This is a genomic window from Streptomyces sp. NBC_01474, from assembly GCF_035918215.1.
In the GTDB taxonomy this organism is placed as follows: domain Bacteria; phylum Actinomycetota; class Actinomycetes; order Streptomycetales; family Streptomycetaceae; genus Streptomyces; species Streptomyces aureus.
Genome location: NZ_CP109449.1, coordinates 2,084,202 through 2,103,483 on the forward strand (window position 1 = coordinate 2,084,202; position 19,282 = coordinate 2,103,483).

The window sequence follows — 19,282 nt, forward strand, 5'->3', positions numbered from 1 at the left end:
CATCCTCGGGCGCGCGGTGGAACACGGCGGCAGCCGCTCCCGGTGAGCACCTTGGTGTGGTGCTGCGAAGGTCAGCTCTTCCTCGTCGGCGGCTTGATCAGGTAGAGCCGGCGGGCCAGATCCAGCGCGGTCAGCAGCACACGGGCCCCATTCCAAACGTATTCACGGCGTTGCTGCCACACCTCCTGATAACCCGTCGGATCAGCGGCGCGTGCCCGAAGGACAACCTGGGAATCTTGGTCCCAGCTCGTGATCTCGTCCGCGTGGCGGCGCACCTCCCAGTCTCTCCCGCCACGGATCGCCTGGGCGATGTACGCGGGAATCGCCTGGAACCGTGCCCCTTCGGCCAAGGCCACGGCGAGCGTCTCGACTCCGCCCTCCAGCGTGTGGGTGCTCGTGTTCGGGTCATGATGGTAGATGTCGCGCACCGCATTCCGCAGGCGGCTCCGGCTGATCGTGGTTCCGGCGAGATTCCCGTAGTTGACACCCCAGCCGAAGTGCTCCCTGCGGGTGCCCGGGTACACGCTGCCCGGGACCATGTCCCTCGTGCGACCATCGACCTGCTCGGTGAATGTGTAGAAGACCCGACGGCTCGCGTCCCTGTTCTCCACGTAGAACCCCAGCAGATAGCTGTCGGACCGGCGGAAGACTGCTCGGACCATACCGCCCAGGATGAACTCGTCCTCGGTGAACCGTCCGATGTTGATCGATTGGAAGGCGTTTGGGTCGGGGTTCTGGATCAGGTGACCGGCGCCGGGCCGACGGACGCTCTCGTCCCCCAGCAGCGCGTTGCGGATGTTCGCGACCGTGCGGGTGTAGATGTCGGCGAAATCCTCGTCATCTGTCACTGCTCGTGGCTGCGCCTGCCCCTGGGGCTGCGGCTGGGCCCGAGCACTCTGGTCCTGCTCGGTCCGAGCCGGTGCACCATAGGTGACCGCCCCTCCCGCACCCAGGGTGCCCGCCAGTACCGAAACCACCACAGCCGCGCTGACCAACCGCCGCCGCACCGCCCCGTGTTCAGGCCGTACGGTCCGTTCGGTCCGTTCCATCCTTCGCGTCATCTCGTCCGTGCCTCCCATGTCAGGCCCAGAACTCGAACTCGGCCTGCAGCGTGCCCTTGGTGACCCGGCCCCCGTCGCTGTAGTAAAGGGCCTTGTACTCCGCGCCCTTCGTCAGGTTCGCGTCGATCAGGGTCGAGCCGTACGCGCCACAGTTGGCGTTGCCGCAGGCCCAGTCCCACGTGACGCGCTTACCGTTGCTGTCCTGGATCTCGATCCAGTCCCAGCCGTTGTACGGGTCCCGTCCCGAGGGCGCCACCCACGTGACGCTGAACCCCTTGACATGGGACTGGTACCAGTAGCCCCTGAACTGAGCCGGGGCTACTTCACTGATCAGGTAGGCGGTGTTGATCTCGCCTGGATGCGGGTCCTCGGGACCATCGCTCCGGACCGTCGGCGGCTGCCACTGCTCACGCGCCGAGTCGGCCCCCGGAGCCGCATGCGCAGCGGGCTTCACCGGCTCCCCCGAACCCTGCGATGCCGCGGCAGCGGTCCCCAACGCCACCACGGACACAATCACGAGCACTCCGGCCATGACCGCGGCCCTCCGCCGGGGCGTGTCCGCCCCGGCGGATAAGGAAGAGACCTTGTCTTTGCCTCGCGTGCGGAACAGCATGCGTACTTCACCTCGCCGTTTGTCGGAGATCAATGCGCCAGAAACGCTAGGGAGCCGCGATCAACGTTCCGTTGACGATCGATCAACGCACCTTCGCGAATGCAAGACACAAAGCCGACGAGCCTTTAGCGCGACTGTCCGGCACGTCGCGGGCCCGGCGCGCCGACGCCGAGACGCGTGTGTCCAACAACGGACGAGCAAGTGGCGACCAGAAAGCGTCTGTTCGCGCTCTACTAAGCGTCAGTCTTCATCCTCCGACGAGGAGCCCCGTCGTACGGAGAACACCAAGACCGCAGCAAGCGTCAGGATGACCAGGACCGCGACCAGTCCCCAGATTCCGGACGACCAACCCGCGCTTGTGTGACGCTTGAGGGGCACCAAGCCGCCGTGTCCAACAGCGAAGATCCCACGCCCCATATCCCCCACGTTCATGGGCGCAGCGTATTGCTGCCTACTATCCGCGGCTAGAGCGTGTCACCCCGTAATCCGGAGGAGAAGTGCTTGTCAAGACCGCGTGCGGCGACTGACATCAGCGGCTGACACCAACAGGCGTGTACAGCGGTGGTCGGCGCCGAGCTTTGGCGGACGATCCGCCGAGGCTTACGGTGCGTTGATCGATGTCCCCGACGCCCAGTGATCGACCTGATAAGGATGAGGCCAGACCTCAAAGGTTGGCTACCACGCGGGGAGTCACCGTCAACCGATGGGCGGCGCCCCGCCGGCTTGACTCGGTCATTGAGACTCCGCCGACCTTGAGTTCGAGGACCTGCAGGGGAACGGGACTGGCGATCAGGTGATCCGATCGGAGCGGCTTATCATCACCTCTCATGGCCACAGTGATCTTGACCGTCGGGCTGGCGTTCATCGGCTACCTGGCGACCTATCTCAACGGACTGCGACTGGTGCAGAGACAGGCCCGACTGACGCGGGTCAACGTCCAGTTGAGCGACTTCTACGGTCCTCTGTTCGCGCTGATGGAAGCCAACAGCCGCGCCTACGACACCTTCTCTGAGATGTACGCCCGCCCCGACGGGCGCGATCCCTTCCACCACGACATACCTCCCACCGAGCAGGAGCTCGCGCGGTGGCGCACATGGGCCACGACCGTCTTCATCCCCAAAATTCAGGCAATGCTCGACGTGGTGGTCACGAAGGCCGATCTTCTGATCGAGGAGGAGATGCCCTGCGGCTGCGCCGGGTGAACGCGAGTGACCGGAAGCGTTGCCGTAGGCAGGCAGCCGGCGGGGGCCCAAGGTCCCCGGCTGCGTGTCCGCCGGGACGGTGTGTCAGACCACGGCGAGCCGGTCCACCAGCAGCTCCACCCTCTGCGCGGCGTCCTCCGGCAGCAGCCGTCCCGCCCGGGTCAGGGTCGCAAGGCCGTGCAGGGACGCCCAGAACACCTCGGTGAACAGCCCCGGGTGGACGCCGTCCCCGGCGACCTCGCCCAGGCTTTCCAGCAGGGCGGCGAAGGCGTCCTTGAGAGGTTCCGGGGTGTCCTCCTGCGCGTACGCCAGGCCGCCGTCGAGCTGGAACAAGGCGTCGTAGACCGCCGGGTTGCGTGCGGCGAAGTCGAGGTAGGCGCGGGCGAGGGCGGTGACCCGCTCGCGCGGGCCGTCCGCGGCGGTTGCCGCGGCGCGCACGACCGCCGCCATCTCCGCGGCGCCGTCCAGGGCGACGGCGCCGATGATCTCGCGTTTGCCGCGGAAGTGGCTGTAGAGGACGGGCTGGCTGTATTCGATGCGCTCGGCGAGCCGGCGGGTGGTGACTGCGTCCCAGCCCTGCTGCTCGGCGAGTTCGCGGGCTGTTGCCACGATGAGGCGCTCGCGCTCCGCCCGTTCGCGCTGCTTGCGTTCCTGTACCGACATGATTCGATACTAGCACCGCTAGACAACGGAGCGGCAGCAGTACTAGCGTTGCCTCGTCACCTAGCAACACTAGACATGAAGAGGGTCGTCATGCTCAACGCACTCGAGGTCGTCACCACCGTGATCGTCGGCGTGATGGTGGGGGTGGAATTCTCCGTCGCCTTCGTCATGAACCGGATCTTCAACGCACTCCCCGAGGACAGCGGCCAACTCGGCCGCGCCCACGGGGGCCGGATGCTCGGCGCCGTGATGCCGTTCTGGTACATCGGCTCGCTCGTCCTCGTCGCGGTCTGGGCCGTCGCCGGATGGCACCACCACGGCGCCGGCCTCGTCGTCACCGCCGGCGCGCTGCTAATGCTCAGCGTGATCATGTCGATCCTGCTGCTCGTCCCGATCAACAACCGGGGCAAGACATGGACCCCCGAGAACCGGCCCGCCGACTGGAAGGAGCAGATGAACCGCTGGGACCGCTTCCACTACGTCCGCGTCGCCGTCATCATCGCCGCCTTCGCCCTGCTCGCCGCCGCCCTCGCCTGATACCCAAGCCGCCCCGACATGCACTGGGTCGCCCCGTTACCTCGACGGCTTTCGCCCCGTCGGGATGAGCCCGACAGGGCTTCGGACTACTGACCCCGCGGGCCGACGCCGCGCCGATGGCGCGCAATCCCCCACTCCCCGGGCGGCAACTGGCCACCGAAATCCCGACATCCGGGAATGCAGCTGCCGCTCAGATCCCACAACGGCGATCCCGACAAACACGCCCCTCGATCAGCCGCGTCCGCGCGGCCTGATCAGGCCCCACACGACTCGGCAAGCTCCACGAAACTCACCAAACCGACGAAGACTCGCAAGGAGAAGAACAATGCCGCTGAGGAAGATCAACACCGTCCTGGCCGCCGCCTTCATCCTCTTCATCCTCTGGTTCGGGGCGGAGTTCATCCTGAGCCCGCAGACGACGGCACCGGGCTTCGGCCTGCCGAGCTGGCCGTCCGGCGACGGCGACGGCTTCCTGATCGTCAAGGGAATCCGCGACGTCGTCATGGCCCTTGTCCTGGGCGTCCTGCTGGTGACGGGCCACCGCCGGGCGCTGGGCTGGGCGCTGCTGGTGGAGGCCCTTGCCGCGTACGGCGACATGACCACCGTGCTGGCCCATCACGGCTCCGTGGCCACCGCGCTCGGCGTCCACTGCCTGACCGCGACACTGATGGTGGTCAACGGGCTGCTGATAATGCGCGAGACCCGCAAGGTCGCGGCCGCTCCGGCAACTCCCGCCCCGCAACCCGCCTAACGCCACCTTGGCGCGTGCCGGTATTCGCCTATCAGCGCCAGCCGGGACGGGCGAGGCGCACGATCTTCTCCCAGTGGGCGGCGGCCTGGTCCCGTTTCTCCGGGATGGCGCTCTGCGAACGCCGCACCCTCGCCGACACGCTTGCCCACCTCCTCGACGACGGCACCGGTCGTGTCGCCCCGGAGTTCCTGCCGCTGGTCAAGATCCTGCTGGAGATGGACCGGCCCAATTGCCGACTGATCTGGCTCCGCAACCCCAACATCGTCCGCCTCCTCCACGGCCTGGCCACCGGCAGCATCCCGCTCACCCACAACGGGCTGCACCAGGAAACCCCATGGCAGAGCGTGTCTCTTTGATCGGTTGGTCTGTTGATCGGGTGTGTCCGTCCGATTAGTGATCACTGATGCGATGTGGGACCGGATCGAGCCGCTGATGCCAGCCGATCCGGTCCGTGGTCGGCGGTGGGCCGATCACCGCCGAACCCTGGAAGCCATCGCGTGGAAGTACCGCACCTGCTCGCCCTGGCGGGACCTGCCCGATGAACTCGGCTCGTTCCAGACCGCCCACAAACGGCTGATCAGGTGGGCCGTGGACGGCACCTGGGAACGCATCCTCGCCGCGGTTCAGGCAGCGGCCGAGGGTGCTGACGACATCGGCTGGACCGTGTCGGTGGACTCCACCGTCTGCAGGGCTCACCAGCACGCCGCCGGCGCCAGGAAAAAGGGGCTCCAGGCCGGACCGAACCCGGCGACCATGCGCTTGGACGCTCCCGCGGCGGCCTGAGCACGAAGGTCCACCTCGCCAGCGACAGCCTTGCACGCCCCCTCGCCCTTTGCGTCACCGCAGGCCAAGCTGGCGACGCCCCGGCCTTCGAGACCGTCATGGCCGGCATCCGTGTTCCGCGAAGACCGAGGACCCGACCCGATGCCGTCCTGGCGGACCGCGCGTACTCATCCCGCGCGATCCGAAAACACCTCCGCCGACGTGGAATCCGCGCTGTCATCCCCCAGCCGTCCGACCAACTCGGCCACCGTCTGCGGCGAGGCCGCGCCGGCGGTCGCCCACCGGCTTTCGACGCCGAGGCGTATCGGCAACGCAACGCGGTCGAGCGATGCATCAACCGGCTGAAGCAGTGGCGCGGCCTGGCCATGCGAACGGACAAGCTCGCCATCGCCTACAAGGGCGCACTCCACCTCGCCGCCATCCTCATCTGGGCACGCCGATGACCACGGAACAAGAACCTAGACCCGTTCCAGCGGGCGGTGAGGGGGTGGCGGGGGCTCGACCTGGATGGAATCGTCGGGGCGGACGGTCCCTCCACGGCGGACCACAGCCATGACGCCACACTTGAACGTGAACTCGCCGGACAAGGGGTCCATGGCGAAGACCTCACCGAGCAGCCCCTTGCGGAAGTCGTTGATCTTCGAGCATGGGTTGCGCAGTCCGGTCACCTCAAGTACCGCCTGCTCCCCGAGATGGAGCAGGGCGCCGGTGGGCAGGCCCAACAGGTCCATTCCGCGCGTGGTGATGTTCTCGCCGAGCTGGCCCGCAGAGACCCTATAGCCCTTGAGCGCGAGTTCGTCGAAGAGTTCCTCGTGCATCAGGTGGACCTGGCGCAGGTTGGGCAGGTTCGGCTCGTAGGTCATGCGGAACTGGTGGCGAATTGTCTCACCTGCGTGAACGTCTCCTTCCACTCCGAGCCCCGTGAGCAGCCTGATGGAATCGCGATTGGGCTTGCTGAACGAGTACCCCTCGTTACGGCTCACTGCGGTCACCTGACCAGGCATCACGCCCTCCACCTGTCGTCGTTCTGCCGGTCGATCATAGAGGCGGTGCAAGCAGCCTTGTGAGGGAAGCGTGCAGTGAGCGGACCTCATCCGGCGGATGGGTCATGTCCGGCTCCTGATCGGCACCGTCCCGTCAACGAACGCCAAAGAGACAGCTCCTAGCCGTTACTCACCTGCGTGACCTGCTGATGGACAGCGGTGTCCTCCCGCGAGTCGATCGGCAGCTCATGCTTTACCAGCGATGGCTGACCGAACGGCTCGCCACCATCGAGGAACCCGAACACCGCCTGCTTCTCCGGCACTTCGCCACCTGGCACCAGATGCGGCGCCTGCGGGCAGAGGCCGAGAAGGCACCTCTCGGACGTTCCCAGACCAACCACATCAAGCAGGAAGTCACCCGAGCTGGCGCCTTCTTCGCATGGCTCGCCAGCCAAGGACGTGCCATCGGGCAGTGCCAGCAGGCCGACATCGACGCCTGGCACACCGAGAGCCTGGCCACCCGCCGTCCGGCCCAGTCCTTCCTGCGGTGGTGCATGAAGACCGGCCGGATGCCCCGCCTCACGCTGTCACCCGCCGTCATCACCCAGGACCCCGAGTCGCCGGGGCACAGCCGAGGAACGGCGTTGCCCCAGCCCATGATTGGCCGCTAGGGTCGGTTGGGTGACTGCCGGGTCGGCCATGGGCCATTCACGAGTGAGGTTCCCGGCCTCGGCGTGAGCGCGAGGCGGGCAAGAGCCCCGCCCCCTTCTCCGCGTCTTTGCATCGGCGCCCGCATGCGGCGCCCCATCCCAGCGGATCCAAAGACCCGGAGACACACCACTGATGTCATACGACCAGCAGCACCCGAACGAATCCGCGCTGTCGCCGACCGCCGTCCAGCTGAACCACACCGCCATCTACGCCAGGGACCGGCACCTGTCGGCCGAGTTCATCGCCACGATCCTGGGGCTGAAGGTCGGTGCTCCGTTCGGGCCCTTTCTGCCCGTCGACCTCGGCAACGACGTGACGCTCGACTACTACGAGAAGTGGGACGAGCCGATCCAGTCGCAGCACTACGCATTCCTCGTGCCCGACGGGCAGTTCGACGCCATGATTGCCCGTCTGGAGGCGGTTGGGGTGACCTACTACGCCGACCCCAGCCACACCGAACCCGGCCAGATCAACCGTCTTTTCGGCGGTCGCGGGGCGTACTTCGAGGACCCGGACGGCCACAACATGGAGATCATGACCCGGCCCTACATCCGCCCCTAGCAGACCGTCTGGCAGCGGTCCGCCGGGCCCTCCTCGCCGAGTGGCTCTCCAACTCCGCCGTCCCGGGCCAACGCCCGGGCCGGCGGAGCGAGCCGCTTGGCAAGGAGGAGCTGAATGCATAACCGGGGCGACGAGTTACCTGAGACATGTCCGACGCTGGCTCCTGATGCGGTACTGAGAAGCCAAGTCGATGCCCCCCAACGAACCCGTACACCATCTCCATGGACGCAACCGACCCTCGCAGCAGCTCAGAGCAGCCACGGCCCAAGGATGAGCCCTCACTAGAGTTGCTTCGGGACGAAGGGGTTGCAGGTTCAAATCCTGTCACCCGCCGCGGTTCTCAGCTGCAACTGGCGATGATCTGCCCGACGACGGAGAAGCGCTGCTTGCACTCCGGGCAGGTCGCCTCACCGAAGGCATAAGTCAGGGCATGCGCGACTTCATCGTGGCCGTCGGCCCGGGCAAGGTCGTACAGGCGGTGGCCGAGACCTTCCAGCGCGCGGGGGTCGGCCGGATGGAGAGGGGAGGTTTCGACGTCGTCGGAGAGGGCGTAGTCCCCCACCGCGCTGAAGAAGCCCCGCTCCCCGATGACCACCCACAGTGACGCGCACCCGCCGGGATTTGGGCACTCGATTTCGTATTCCTCGCTGACGACGCCCCAGATCAGGTCCTGTGCCCAGTGGATGTCGCCCTCCAGGTTCAGGACCGCCTCGAGCAGATGGCAGTAGTCGTTCCGGTCGGCCGTGTCCTGCCGCCACCGGTTTGCGGCGGCCAACAGGCGTGCGACTTGCGACACGTGCTGGTTGCGCAGGTTCTGGGTCTCGTACCGTTGGTCCGCCTGGACGAGGAGGGCGCCGGCCAGGTGGAGGGCCGAAGCTGCCGCATCGGCATGGTCGTCCTCCGCCATGCCGGTCAGCGTGTGGAGCACCAGCGGATGGGCGACGTCCAAGGAACCGTTGTGGTAGAGCTCCGTCCACAGGTCGCTCCAAGCCTGACTGTCCGCCCCCTCGGCGGCACGTTCCAGCAAGGCCCTCAGGCGGTCGGAATCGGCGTCGTCCGCGAGGGGAACAGAAGAACTCGTCGTCATCTCCGGAATCCAAGCAGACTGTCGCAAGCGCACTTTCGCCGACCTGTCGATTGTCGTGAGTGTGTGTATCGGCAGGTCTGCTGGGGCTGGGCCGCGGGTCCGGCGAGCCGTTGCAGGTCTGCCCCGTGCCAAAGCTGTTCCGCTGACATCCAACGCTGGCATCAACGGCGACGAGCAGTAGCAGTTGTCGGCAGCCTCCCATGGCCCCGGTACACACAGGCGGGCCCTACCGCACCCGGGATGAATCGAACTTCTAAAGCGGGTGTCGGGCACCCGTTCCTGCAGGCGCTGTCCAGCACCCGGCGGGCTTGAACTCCTGCACGACACCAATGTGCGGACCCAGATCCCTGCGGTCGGAATCGAGCGGATCGTAGATTTCGGCCAACCGCGAGCGTCTATGCGGCCGAAGACATGCGAAGGACGCGGAAGGGGTGCCCTCCCCCAACAGCGGAAGGGCACCCCGGGAAGGACGGTCAGCGGTGGTCGTAGCGGTCGTGACCCCAGCGGTCGTCACGGTCGCCGCGGTGGTGACCCCAACGGTCGTCGCGGTCATGACCCCAACGGCCGTCACGGTCGTGACCCCAACGCCCGTCACGGTCGTGACCCCAACGCCCGTCACGGTCGTGACCCCAACGCCCGTCACGGTCGTGACCCCAACGGCCGTCGTGGTCGCCGCGCCCGTAGTCGTCACCGTGGTCGTTTCCACGGTCGTGCGTGGCCTGAGAAACCACCGAAGGCGCGGCGGCAGCGCTGGCGCCAGTGGCGCCGCCCACCAAAATGGCGCCCGCGATGCCCAGCGCAGCGGCCAAACGGGAAACTTGCATTCCATGCTCCTTTCACGGCAGGTACCTGATGCGCCTGCCTGGGTCGGACGCATTCATGTTCGCGCCCGCAATTCACCGTTACGTCCGACTCGCCATCAAAGGCGCCTTATGTAGCGAAAAATCGTTGAAACGGGAACCGACGCGGGCGTGTCGGCGTCACGCGCGCGTACGGGTGGCCCCCGTCCACCAGGGTGACCTTGCACCTCACGATCTGGCCGAGTTCGCGCCCCCTACCACCCACCCCTCTGCGAGGGAGTACCTCCACCACCAGCAGCAGCCCCCGCCTCGACTCGTCCCGCAGCACCGATCCGGCACATGCGGGCAGGCATCAGTCCCCGTGGACCATCCGTGCACAGGCAGCCGTCGAGTACGCAGAAGCGACCCTGTGACCAGCAGCGACGCCCCAGACCCAAAGAGCCTCCGGAGTCGTGCGCGCGGGTTCTGATCCTGCGGGGGGCACTCGCCCAAGATCAGCAGAAATCGAATGCTGACCAGGGCGGATGCCGACATGAGAGAGCGGGAACCAGCCTCACTGGGTCCCGCTCTTTGTCGTTGTTGCGCGCTGATCGCGATAGACCTGCGATAGAGCCGTCAAACCCTGCTACCACACGAACCCTGGACAGCCCTGGTGGGAGGCGGGCTACGCCGATCGGCGTAACGATGGGGGTGGAGGTGTTTTCGAATGCCCAGCGGTGACGTGCTCGTACTCATCGATGAGAGTGGCCGGGTGATCGAGTGGGGGCGTCCGGCTGAGGAGCTGTTCGGCTGGTCCGCCGAAGAGGCCGTCGGCCAGTCCGTGACCGCGCTCATGCGTGAGGTCGCCGCTGACGGCGAACGGCGGGGGGAAAGCTTCTCGCATTCGGCCGCGGTGCTGGTCAAGCCAGTACTTCGAGGTACTTCCGTGTTGTGGCAGATGTTCGCAGCGGGGGACACCATGTCGGGACAGGACGTGGCGATCTTGAAGGCTGCGTTCACCCATTCCCCAGTGGGACTGCACGTCCTCGACAATCAGCTGCGCGTGGTCCGCATGAGCACCGCCACCGGCGGGCCACATGACACCCCAGTGAGGCACCTGCTGGGCAAGCATTTCACCGAGGCATGTGGACTCGCAGACCCCGAGGAAGAAACCGCTGTGGCGCAAAGGGTCCTGGAGAGCGGGGAACCGGTCGTGAACCGGCTCGTCCGGCGCATCAAGGCACCGAGCCAGCCCACGCGCCGTTTCCACTCCGTCTGCTACTTCCGCTTGGAGGACTCCGCCGGCAATGTGGTCGGACTGGTGGCATCCACGCTCGACGTCACCGAGCGAGAGAACGCACAGAACCGCCTAGCCGTCCTGGACGCGGTCCGCTCACGAGTGGGGCACCGGCTGAACGTGATGGATGTCTGCCGGGAGCTGGTGGAGGCGGTAGTGCCCGCCTTCGCCGGCATCGCCGACGTCTCGGTGATCGAAGACGTCGTCCGCGGAGAGGACCCTCCCCTGGTACCCGTCCAGCGGGACGTTCCACTACGCCGAGCAGCCTTCCAAGGCCAAATCGCGGGTCACCCGCTCGAAGTCGTGCGGCCCCTGCCCACCGGCACCCCCTTCTCGGACGTCCTGTCCGACCTTCGGCCGCGCCTCGTGGTGATCGAGGAGGACAGCTCGTGGCTGGCCGCCGACCCGGCCCGAGCCGACGTCGTCAGGCGGTCCGGTGCCAACTCCTTGATCGTGGCACCGCTGGCGTTGCGCGGCCATGTTCTGGGCGTGGTCAGCTTCTACCGCCACCAGCGACAAGACCCCTTTGAAGAGGAGGACGTCGCGGTGGCGTCCGCCGTGTGCGCGCACGCTGCGCTCTGCATCGACAACGCCCGTCAGTTCATGCGCGAGTGGATGATCGCGCGAACCGTCCAGCGCAGGCTTCTCCCCCAGCAACCGGCCACACATGCCACCGTGGAGATCTCCCAATTGCATCTTCCCGCGCCGGAAGGCGGAGGCGCGTGGTCCGACGCGATCGCGCTGCCCGGGGCACGGACCGCGCTGATCGTCGGCGACGTGGCAGGGCAAGGCATCGCCGCCGCCATCACGATGGGACTCCTGCGGACGGCCATCCATACACTCGCCGCCCTGGACCTGCAGGCCGACGAGCTGCTGGCCCGCCTCGGCGACACCGTAGCCCGTCTCGTGGCCGCGCGCGCAACGCTGCCCCCCACGGATCCCCTGAACCGCGAGCCGCTCACCGCCAGATGCATCATCGCGATCTACGACCCGGTCGAGCTCACCTGCACCATCGCCCGCGCCGGCCTCCCCGAGCCGGTCGCTGTCTTTCCCGACGGCACCTCGGCCAGCCTGCCCATACCCCCAGGCCCCCAACTCGCCGAAACAGGCAACGCGCCATTCCCCGCGACCACCGTCGACCTCCCCGAAGGAAGCACTCTGGCGATGGGCACGGCCACGCTCGCGGACGCGGTCCTGGCGCCATCCGGCCCACTGCGCCCGCTCCTGGACGACGCCAGCGCGGGGCCCCTGCCAGACCTATCCGACAACATCGCGCACGGGCTCACAGATGGCTACCGGACCCGCGAGGCACAGATGCTGCTCGCCCGCACCAAGGCACTGGCTCAAGACCGAGTACTGACCCGCGCCCTGCCAGCGGACCCCGAGGCCGCACCGATCGCCCGCGCAGCGGCCCGCCGCCAACTGGAGACTTGGGGCATGGACGAGGAAACGGCGTTCACCACTGAGCTCATCGTCAGCGAACTCGTCGGCAACGCGGTCCGCTACGGCACTCCGCCCCTGCGACTACGCCTCATCCTCGAGCGGATGCTGACCTGCGAGGTCAGCGACACCGCGACCAGCGCCCCCCAGGTGAAACATGCCCGCACCATCGACGAGACAGGCCGAGGGCTGTTCATCATCGCGAGCGTCGCGGACCAGTGGGGCACCCGCTACCAAGCCCAGGGAAAGACCGTCTGGGCAGAGCAACCGACAGGGATGTCGGCGGAGCGCCGAAACGGCGCCGGGCGTCCTACGTGAGCGCGGCAGGCGGAATGGTTGGAATCGCAGTACTACCGCGACCACCTCCCGCTGGAAGGCGCCCCCCTCGCGCACGCGTGGAACGACCCACGATGAATCAGAAGGCCCCGCGGGCGTCCATCGCACTGTCGGCGCGGCAAAGGAAACAGCGGCGCGTCGACCGGACCACGACCTGTCGTCTGAGGCACAGCAAGCCCAGTCGCGGGTGTCGACGTCGCTGCTGCGAAACGCGGGCCGCCAGCTGGGACAGTGCACCGTCGCAGCTGTCGCCCGCGCGCCTGCGGCCGTACGTTCACAGGCGTCGCCCGGCCTCACCTTCGGTGTGGTCGAACCTCAGCGGTGCAGCCGCGGGGTCGCACTGGAGCCGGTGTTGCAATGGCGAGCGGACTCCCCTTTTTACCTCTCGCCTATCCCCTACCGCAGGCTCCGGGACCGCACTCACTGAGGTCGGGGGTCGGGGCCGCGGCGCTCCGCCTGACATACGAGCACAAGCCCAAGGCGGCGGCCCACCCAAGTCGCTTCTTTCGGCGGCGGCTGAACCTTGGCCCGGTTTGGTGGTTCTGCTCATCATTGAGACAACAGCTGCTGACCGCCGTCAATGTCGTACGTCGCGCCCGTCAATGCTTCGTTGCACATGATGTGTACGGCCAGAGCGGCGACGTCCTCCGGGCCGACGACCCGTCGGATGGGGAGCGAGGCGCGGAGTTCTTCACGCCGTGTATCGACCTGATTGCCCAGGAGTGAGGCTGACAAAGGCGTGTCGACGAATCCGGCGGCGATGAGGTTCACCCGGATCGGCGCCAGTTCGAGTGCCAGGTTCGCGGTGAGGGCGGGAAGTGCCGCGGTGAGCGCTGAGGTGACGGCCCTGCCGATGCCGGGGCGGCGACCGCCCGTGCCACCGATGAACAACAGCGTTCCTGCGTCCCGGACTCTGCCCTGGCTGTACTTGGCTATCCCGAGCGTCATGGCGAGGCGTTCGCCGAAGTGCCGACTGGTCTCCGCCACGTCCATGTCGGCCAGGGGCGCGTACAACGGGCCACCGGCTGTCGATATGACGTGGTCGACCGCGTAGGGCAAGTCACTGAAGAACTGCTGGAGTCGGTCCGTGTCAGCGGCGTCGAGGGTCGCAGTGCTCCGCGGCCGGACTTCCGCAGCGGCTCGCTCCAGTCGCTGCGGATCGCGTGCGACCATGACCACCTGGCCACCGGCGGCGCGGACTTGACGCGCGGTTTCGAGTCCGATTCCCGAGCTTGCGCCTATCACAACGACGGTCTGGTCGACCAAGTCCTGGTGTGGGTTCGGCTCGCTTCCGCTCATCAGTGCCTCCGATGATCTGACGGTGTCGACGAGCCGACGGCACGGGAGGGCTGTGCCCTCTGGTGCGTCAGACCAGCGATGGCCCACCGTGCAGTTGTGGATACAGTTCGTCCGGTCCCCCGGGCAGAGCGGCCTGAACCTGCTTGCTGACCTCGTCGGCGAGCACCTCGTGGCGTCCGGCCTCGACGCCGATGAGCGCCGCCCGGGCGACTTCTCCGGGATCGGCTTTCGGGCCGCGCACATTCGCGGCCATGCCGGTCGCCAGGTAGCTGACATGCAGTGCGGTGACCTGCGTGCCCTGTTCCGCGAGGGCGACGCGCAGGGCGTTGGTCACTGACCATTCGGCGGACTTGGCTGCGGCGTATCCGGCGCTGACCGGGATCGACACCCATGACAGCACGGAGAGAACGTTGACCAGTGCTCCGCCGCCATTGCGCTCGAGTACGGGGGCGAAAGCTCTGCTCATGGCTAGCGTGCCGAGCACATGCGTTTCGAACTCTGTCCGGAATGCGTCGAGGTCGGACGTGAGGATGTTGGCCCGGGTGGTGGATCCGGCGTTGTTGATGAGGAGTGTCACGTCCTGTGCCTGGGCACTGGCAGCCCGCACCGACTCGTGGTCTGTGATGTCGACGGCCACCGGGACGGCTCCCGACACCGTGACCTTTGCGGGGTCGCGGGCTCCCGCATAGACCTTGGCTGCTCCAGCCTCGAAGAGGGCTCGTACAAATTGCTCCCCCAGCCCGCGGTTGGCGCCCGTGACAAAAGCAACGGACCCGTCAATCTTCATGGGACACCTTTCCCGCAGGGCGACTGAAAGGCTGCGGGTCGCTCGTTCCGCGATGCTCCACGCAAACGTTTCCAACCTTTCCGAACGTACCTCGCACGGCTGTCCAACACCACCCGGAGTGGGATTGCCGTGCCCACTCACAAAAAACGGCCGTCAGCAAGCTGACGGCTCCTCACGAGTCGAGGTTGGGCCGCTACACCGGGCCACCGTTCCGGCTCCCGCCCCACTCCAGCCCGGCCGCGGTCCGTGCCGCGCTCTCAGCAAGCAGCCGCCCGATCAGGGCGCGGCACCCGGATCCGTCGCCGGCCTCTTGCGCAGTCGCGCAGCCTTCGGCCGATGGCCTGACGTTCCCGTGACCGGCGAGGTGACGGCTGCCGGACCGGGTAGGGGAATTGGTGCGTTCACCGTCGATGCAACTCGACTACCGGGCGGCCGCGGTTTCACGGGAAGTACGGAGATGATCAGCAGACGAACCTTCGGAAAGGTCGTCGGCACGGGAGCGGTTGCGGCCTCGACGGCCGGCCTTTCCGTGGCATGCTCGACTTCCATGTCCGGCGAAAGCAATTATTTTCCGCAGACGGTCGAGCAGGTAAAGGGAAACTCGGGGTTCGGCTCATTGAAGCAGGTCAAGGCCGGCGTCCTGAATGTGGGATACGCCGAATTGGGTCCGACCCATGGCCCGGTTGTCGTTCTCCTGCACGGCTGGCCTTACGACATTCACAGTTACGTCGCTGTCGCGCCGTTGTTGGCGGAGAAGGGATACCGGGTCATCGTTCCGTATCTGCGGGGCCATGGCACGACGCGCTTCCTTTCGAGCGGGACGTTCCGGAACGCTCAGCAGTCGGTGTTTGCTCTCGACATCATCGCCTTGATGGATGCGCTGCGGGTCGACAAGGCGATCCTCGCAGGCTACGACTGGGGATCGCGGACGGCGGACATCATTGCGGCGCTCTGGCCGGAGCGGGTCAAGGGCTTGGTCTCCGTTAGCGGCTATCTGATCACGAACCTGGAAGCCAACAAGAAGCCGTTGCCGCCGAAGCTCGAGTGGGCGTGGTGGTATCAATTCTATTTCGCCACGGAGAGAGGCCGGCTCGGCCTCGAACAGAACCGACATGATCTGGCGAAGCAGATCTGGAAGTTCAACTCCCCGACATGGGATTTTGATGACGCCACGTTCGATCGCACCGCGGCAGCGTTCCGCAATCCGGATTACGTCAGTATCGTGATCGACAATTATCGCTGGCGGCTGAGTCTGGCCAAGGGCGACCCCCGTTACGACGAACTCGAAAAGCAACTTGCCGCGAGTCCCGTCATCACCGTGCCCACGATCACCCTCGACGGCGAGGCCGATCCCTTCACGCCTGCGGGCGGCGGCTCTTCCTATCGCGATAAATTCACCGGTCGCTATGCGCACCGAACCCTGAAGGGTATCGGTCACAATCTGCCCCAGGAAGCGCCCCGCGACTTCGCGCAGGCCGTCGTGGACGTCGACCATTTTCCCGCAGCCGGGCGGACGTCATCTAACGACGGGGTCACGGTTAAATGACGGCGCGGTCGCGGGCCCGCCTCGGCCAGGGGCGATTACCCGCAGTGGTCAGCAGGGCGTCTCCCGCGAAGCGAAGAGCAGTCAGTGAACGCTCGGCGGCATGATCTAGGGCCTGGATCGAGATCGTCGGTAACGTCCGCCCACAGAATCACACTTCGGCGAGGCCGAGTTGGCGCAGCATGCCGAGTTCGTCGCTGCTGCCCCAGCGTTCGACGAGCTTGCCGTCACTGTCGAAGCGGCTGATCTGCATGCCTCGGTAGCTCACCTTCTTACCGGTCGCTGGTTTCCCCATCAGCGATCCCAGATGCGTCCCGGTAATGCTGTAGGCGAAGGCCAACTCGTCGTCAGTAGCCACCAGATGCTCCACCTCGACGTTCAAGTCGGGAAAGGCTGCTCGCAACTCGCCGAACATCGCCTTATATCCTTCGGCCCCCGGCACCTGTCCTGGGGCAGGATCATGGTCGATCGAGTCGGGTGCGACGATCTCGTCGAGGGCGTCGAGGTTGCCGGTGATGACCGCCTCTCCGAAAGCAGTCTGCGCGGCGATGTTTTTTTGCTGAGACATAGGCACTCCTCCGGCGCTTGCCGGCCACCGGCCCATCCGCCGGCCGTAAAGCCCACACACTTACGCCGTATTGCGACCGTACACCGGCCACACGCCCCCAGCCTGTCTACACGGCAGGCCTCCGGAGCAACTGCTCTCCATCAGGGGCCATGGTCTGCATACTGGGAAAGAGGCGCAAGATCCGCAAGAAACGATAGCTCCGGCTGACATCCACGGGTGACATCAACAACGCCGGACGCGGGCGCCCACGCACGGCCCAGCACGCTCGCCCCGACCACGTGATGGCGCCGCCGGGCCACGCTCGGATCGAACTCCTTAAAGCGGGTGTCACAGGTTCGAATCCTGCCGGGGCACCGACGCAAAGGCCCCGGACCGATCATGGTCCGGGGCCTTTAACATCTGCCTCTGACAGCAACGCGGGTGGTCGCGGTGATCACCGGAGACCGGGGCGTCTCCTGAGTAGGCGGTCCAGGTGACTCATGGCCTCGCGCTGGGTGCTCTGGAACACATTGCGCGGCTCGACCGGGCCTCCGGTGCCGGGTGGTGACGACATATCGGAGCCACGCACCGCCTCCACGATGCCCGGCACGGCATGGCCACCCGCCTTACAGCGGCCGGAGTCGCGCCCCACGTCGGCAAGCGCCTCGCACCAGCGCGATAGAACTTTTTCCACCTCATCAAGGCCCGCGCACGGCGCGGGCGCGCGCCGCCTCTGCGGTGCGGCCTGCCTCCTGTCTTCGCCCCGGTTGTCCGCGGCCCGGCGGCGCGCTGCGTGCATGCGGGCTGAAGCGAGAACGCCATCCGCGGGCCAAAGACATGCCTCCGGCGGGGGCGCTCAGACTCTGGGATGGATTGGGCGCCTTGCGCGGGTGCCGGCCGGTTCGTGGTGAGCGTTGTGGGCTTCCATCCCGACCACCTTCGGCCCAGGCAGAGCCGAGCAGTCGCGGCCCAGGGCGTCAAGGTCGTTCGTACAGTGGCGCGCTCCACCTGGACGCCGTGAACCACGCCCGCTCCACAGTGTGTAGGTCGACGGCGGACGGGATGGGAGCTGGGGTGATTGAGGCGTGCGCGTGTGGACTGCCTCAAACACACAGCCAGCCGAGGCTCACGAGCTGATCCTAAGCGTGCCACTGAAAGCCTCCGGCATCCTCCTGGCCGCCGCGGGCTTCGTTGTGCCCGGCGCGCAGTCACCTCGATCCGCGCCCACGCAGCGATCGTCAAGCACCCGCTAGGCCGCGATCAGCCAGGCAGGGACACATCGAAAATGATGTGGCGCATCGCACGCCTTTGTCACTCTTTCGCCCTGCGGTGGCCGCGAGTACGCTGTGCCGGTTCGGACAGGTGCCTCCCTCTGTTGATATCCATCCGAACGACCAACAACCCTGATGGATCATGACTGCCGTTGAGAACAACCTCTCGCGCCGGACTGTTCAGTGGTGGGAGCGCCTCGGCGCCGCACTCAGTGGTCCATGGGCTCCGCGGGCACGGCCCGGCGGTGGGCACGTCCACTGCGAACCTGACTGGTCCTGGCATCTTGTCCTTTCCGACCACGATTTGTGGTGCGTTCTGGACGGAATCGGACGTGCCCGGCTCAACGGCCGCGATATCGCTCTCACTGCCGGTTGCGCGCTGATGCTGCGACCGGGGGACAAGATTGACGCATATCACGACCCCCGCAATCCCCTGACCGTCGCTTACCAGCACTACGCCCACGACGATGCCAGCCAGGGCACGGCGGTCAATGACTGCCCGCCCGATCTATTGCTCCCGCGCCTGGTACACCTGGACGACCTGCCTGAGCTCCGACGCCACCTCGACGGCCTCGCGCGTCTCAGGCGCCGCCCCGGCCCGGACGCCTCCGCGCGGACCACCGCTGCACTGGTGGCGTTGCTGCTGGAGATCCACGCCCAGGCCGCCCGAGCCGCCGGCGACCTGCCTGCGCTGATGGACCGGCGCGTACACGACGTAGTGGAGTGGTTGGCTCGCCACCCCACCCGCCGCCTGGACCTACATGCGGCTGCCGCGTCAGCCGAACTGTCGGCAGATCAGTTCTCCCGCCTCTTCCGCCGCGAGACCGGGCAGTCCTTCCGTGCCTACCAGGTCACAGTCCGGATCGACCGCGCCCGCGAACTCCTGGCCGAAAGCGGGATGACGGTGAGCCAGGTGGCGAAGGTCTTGGGTTATGCCGATCACCGCCTGTTCGTCCGCCAGTTCAAGGCCCACACCGGCACCGCCCCAGGCATCTGGAAACGCTCCGCCTGAACGGACGCCTTCCAGACCG

Annotated in this window: 19 protein-coding genes; 10 read left to right on the forward strand and 9 right to left on the reverse strand. The window is 66.7% G+C overall.

Going from position 1 to position 19,282, the window contains the following annotated elements; all coding sequences use genetic code 11:
* Positions 1 to 71 precede the first annotated feature (71 nt).
* The gene (locus OG758_RS10000) at positions 72 to 1,049 is read right to left on the reverse strand and encodes a ribosome-inactivating family protein (RefSeq protein ID WP_326709655.1); all 978 of its coding nucleotides are present in this window, start codon (positions 1,047 to 1,049) and stop codon (positions 72 to 74) included.
* Between the two features lie 31 nt (positions 1,050 to 1,080).
* Positions 1,081 to 1,593 carry a hypothetical protein gene (locus OG758_RS10005; RefSeq protein ID WP_326709656.1) on the reverse strand — a complete coding sequence of 171 codons (513 nt, stop codon included), beginning with the start codon at positions 1,591 to 1,593 and terminating at the stop codon, positions 1,081 to 1,083.
* A gap of 908 nt (positions 1,594 to 2,501) precedes the next feature.
* On the opposite strand from OG758_RS10005, the gene OG758_RS10010 reads away from it, so the two are divergent.
* Positions 2,502 to 2,876 carry a hypothetical protein gene (locus OG758_RS10010; protein WP_326709657.1) on the forward strand — a complete coding sequence of 125 codons (375 nt, stop codon included), beginning with the start codon at positions 2,502 to 2,504 and terminating at the stop codon, positions 2,874 to 2,876.
* 84 nt (positions 2,877 to 2,960) lie between these two features.
* Here the strand turns inward: OG758_RS10010 and OG758_RS10015 are convergent, their stop codons facing one another.
* Complete coding sequence (locus OG758_RS10015; RefSeq protein WP_326709658.1) at positions 2,961 to 3,539, reverse strand: TetR/AcrR family transcriptional regulator; 579 nt, start codon at positions 3,537 to 3,539, stop codon at positions 2,961 to 2,963.
* A 90-nt stretch (positions 3,540 to 3,629) separates the two neighbouring features.
* Here OG758_RS10015 and OG758_RS10020 point away from each other — a divergent pair, with 90 nt between their 5' ends.
* The 4 genes from OG758_RS10020 to OG758_RS10035 all read left to right on the forward strand — a co-directional run bounded on the left by OG758_RS10020 (position 3,630) and on the right by OG758_RS10035 (position 6,053).
* The gene (locus OG758_RS10020) at positions 3,630 to 4,076 is read left to right on the forward strand and encodes a DUF1772 domain-containing protein (protein ID WP_326709659.1); all 447 of its coding nucleotides are present in this window, start codon (positions 3,630 to 3,632) and stop codon (positions 4,074 to 4,076) included.
* A gap of 325 nt (positions 4,077 to 4,401) precedes the next feature.
* Complete coding sequence (locus OG758_RS10025) at positions 4,402 to 4,827, forward strand: DUF4267 domain-containing protein (protein WP_326709660.1); 426 nt, start codon at positions 4,402 to 4,404, stop codon at positions 4,825 to 4,827.
* 14 nt (positions 4,828 to 4,841) lie between these two features.
* Positions 4,842 to 5,183 (forward strand): hypothetical protein, encoded by a 342-nt coding sequence (locus OG758_RS10030; RefSeq protein ID WP_326709661.1) that lies wholly within the window; start codon positions 4,842 to 4,844, stop codon positions 5,181 to 5,183.
* A gap of 52 nt (positions 5,184 to 5,235) precedes the next feature.
* A protein-coding gene (locus OG758_RS10035; RefSeq protein WP_442810283.1) for an IS5 family transposase occupies positions 5,236 to 6,053 on the forward strand; the annotation gives its coding sequence in 2 pieces (ribosomal slippage) (positions 5,236 to 5,562 and positions 5,565 to 6,053; 816 coding nt in all).
* 15 nt (positions 6,054 to 6,068) lie between these two features.
* On the opposite strand, the gene OG758_RS10040 is transcribed toward OG758_RS10035, so the two are convergent.
* Complete coding sequence (locus OG758_RS10040; RefSeq protein WP_266742496.1) at positions 6,069 to 6,614, reverse strand: MOSC domain-containing protein; 546 nt, start codon at positions 6,612 to 6,614, stop codon at positions 6,069 to 6,071.
* Between the two features lie 227 nt (positions 6,615 to 6,841).
* On the opposite strand from OG758_RS10040, the gene OG758_RS10045 reads away from it, so the two are divergent.
* Both OG758_RS10045 and OG758_RS10050 read left to right on the forward strand, forming a co-directional pair.
* Positions 6,842 to 7,264 carry a hypothetical protein gene (locus OG758_RS10045; protein WP_326709663.1) on the forward strand — a complete coding sequence of 141 codons (423 nt, stop codon included), beginning with the start codon at positions 6,842 to 6,844 and terminating at the stop codon, positions 7,262 to 7,264.
* 172 nt (positions 7,265 to 7,436) lie between these two features.
* On the forward strand, positions 7,437 to 7,865 hold the full coding sequence (locus tag OG758_RS10050) for a VOC family protein (protein ID WP_326709664.1): 429 nt from the start codon (positions 7,437 to 7,439) through the stop codon (positions 7,863 to 7,865).
* A gap of 340 nt (positions 7,866 to 8,205) precedes the next feature.
* Here the strand turns inward: OG758_RS10050 and OG758_RS10055 are convergent, their stop codons facing one another.
* On the reverse strand, positions 8,206 to 8,952 hold the full coding sequence (locus OG758_RS10055) for a hypothetical protein (RefSeq protein WP_326709665.1): 747 nt from the start codon (positions 8,950 to 8,952) through the stop codon (positions 8,206 to 8,208).
* A 473-nt stretch (positions 8,953 to 9,425) separates the two neighbouring features.
* Positions 9,426 to 9,776, reverse strand: coding sequence for a hypothetical protein (locus OG758_RS10060; RefSeq protein ID WP_326709666.1), 351 nt, complete (start codon positions 9,774 to 9,776; stop codon positions 9,426 to 9,428).
* Positions 9,777 to 10,458: 682 nt separating this feature from the next.
* Here OG758_RS10060 and OG758_RS10065 point away from each other — a divergent pair.
* Positions 10,459 to 12,786 carry a SpoIIE family protein phosphatase gene (locus OG758_RS10065; RefSeq protein ID WP_326709667.1) on the forward strand — a complete coding sequence of 776 codons (2,328 nt, stop codon included), beginning with the start codon at positions 10,459 to 10,461 and terminating at the stop codon, positions 12,784 to 12,786.
* Positions 12,787 to 13,353: 567 nt separating this feature from the next.
* Here OG758_RS10065 and OG758_RS10070 read toward each other — a convergent pair.
* Together OG758_RS10070 and OG758_RS10075 are read right to left on the reverse strand one after the other, a co-directional pair.
* Positions 13,354 to 14,103, reverse strand: coding sequence for an SDR family oxidoreductase (locus OG758_RS10070; protein ID WP_326709668.1), 750 nt, complete (start codon positions 14,101 to 14,103; stop codon positions 13,354 to 13,356).
* Positions 14,104 to 14,170: 67 nt separating this feature from the next.
* Positions 14,171 to 14,890: an SDR family oxidoreductase gene (locus OG758_RS10075; protein ID WP_326709669.1), complete on the reverse strand. Its 720-nt coding sequence runs from the start codon at positions 14,888 to 14,890 to the stop codon at positions 14,171 to 14,173.
* A gap of 352 nt (positions 14,891 to 15,242) precedes the next feature.
* Here OG758_RS10075 and OG758_RS10080 point away from each other — a divergent pair, with 352 nt between their 5' ends.
* Entirely contained in the window at positions 15,243 to 16,436 is a 1,194-nt protein-coding gene (locus OG758_RS10080) for an alpha/beta fold hydrolase (RefSeq protein ID WP_442810284.1), read from the forward strand.
* A 148-nt stretch (positions 16,437 to 16,584) separates the two neighbouring features.
* Here the strand turns inward: OG758_RS10080 and OG758_RS10085 are convergent, their stop codons facing one another.
* Entirely contained in the window at positions 16,585 to 17,001 is a 417-nt protein-coding gene (locus tag OG758_RS10085; RefSeq protein ID WP_326709670.1) for an ester cyclase, read from the reverse strand.
* Positions 17,002 to 18,393: 1,392 nt separating this feature from the next.
* On the opposite strand from OG758_RS10085, the gene OG758_RS10090 reads away from it, so the two are divergent.
* Entirely contained in the window at positions 18,394 to 19,263 is an 870-nt protein-coding gene (locus OG758_RS10090; protein ID WP_326709671.1) for an AraC family transcriptional regulator, read from the forward strand.
* Positions 19,264 to 19,282: the final 19 nt, after the last annotated feature.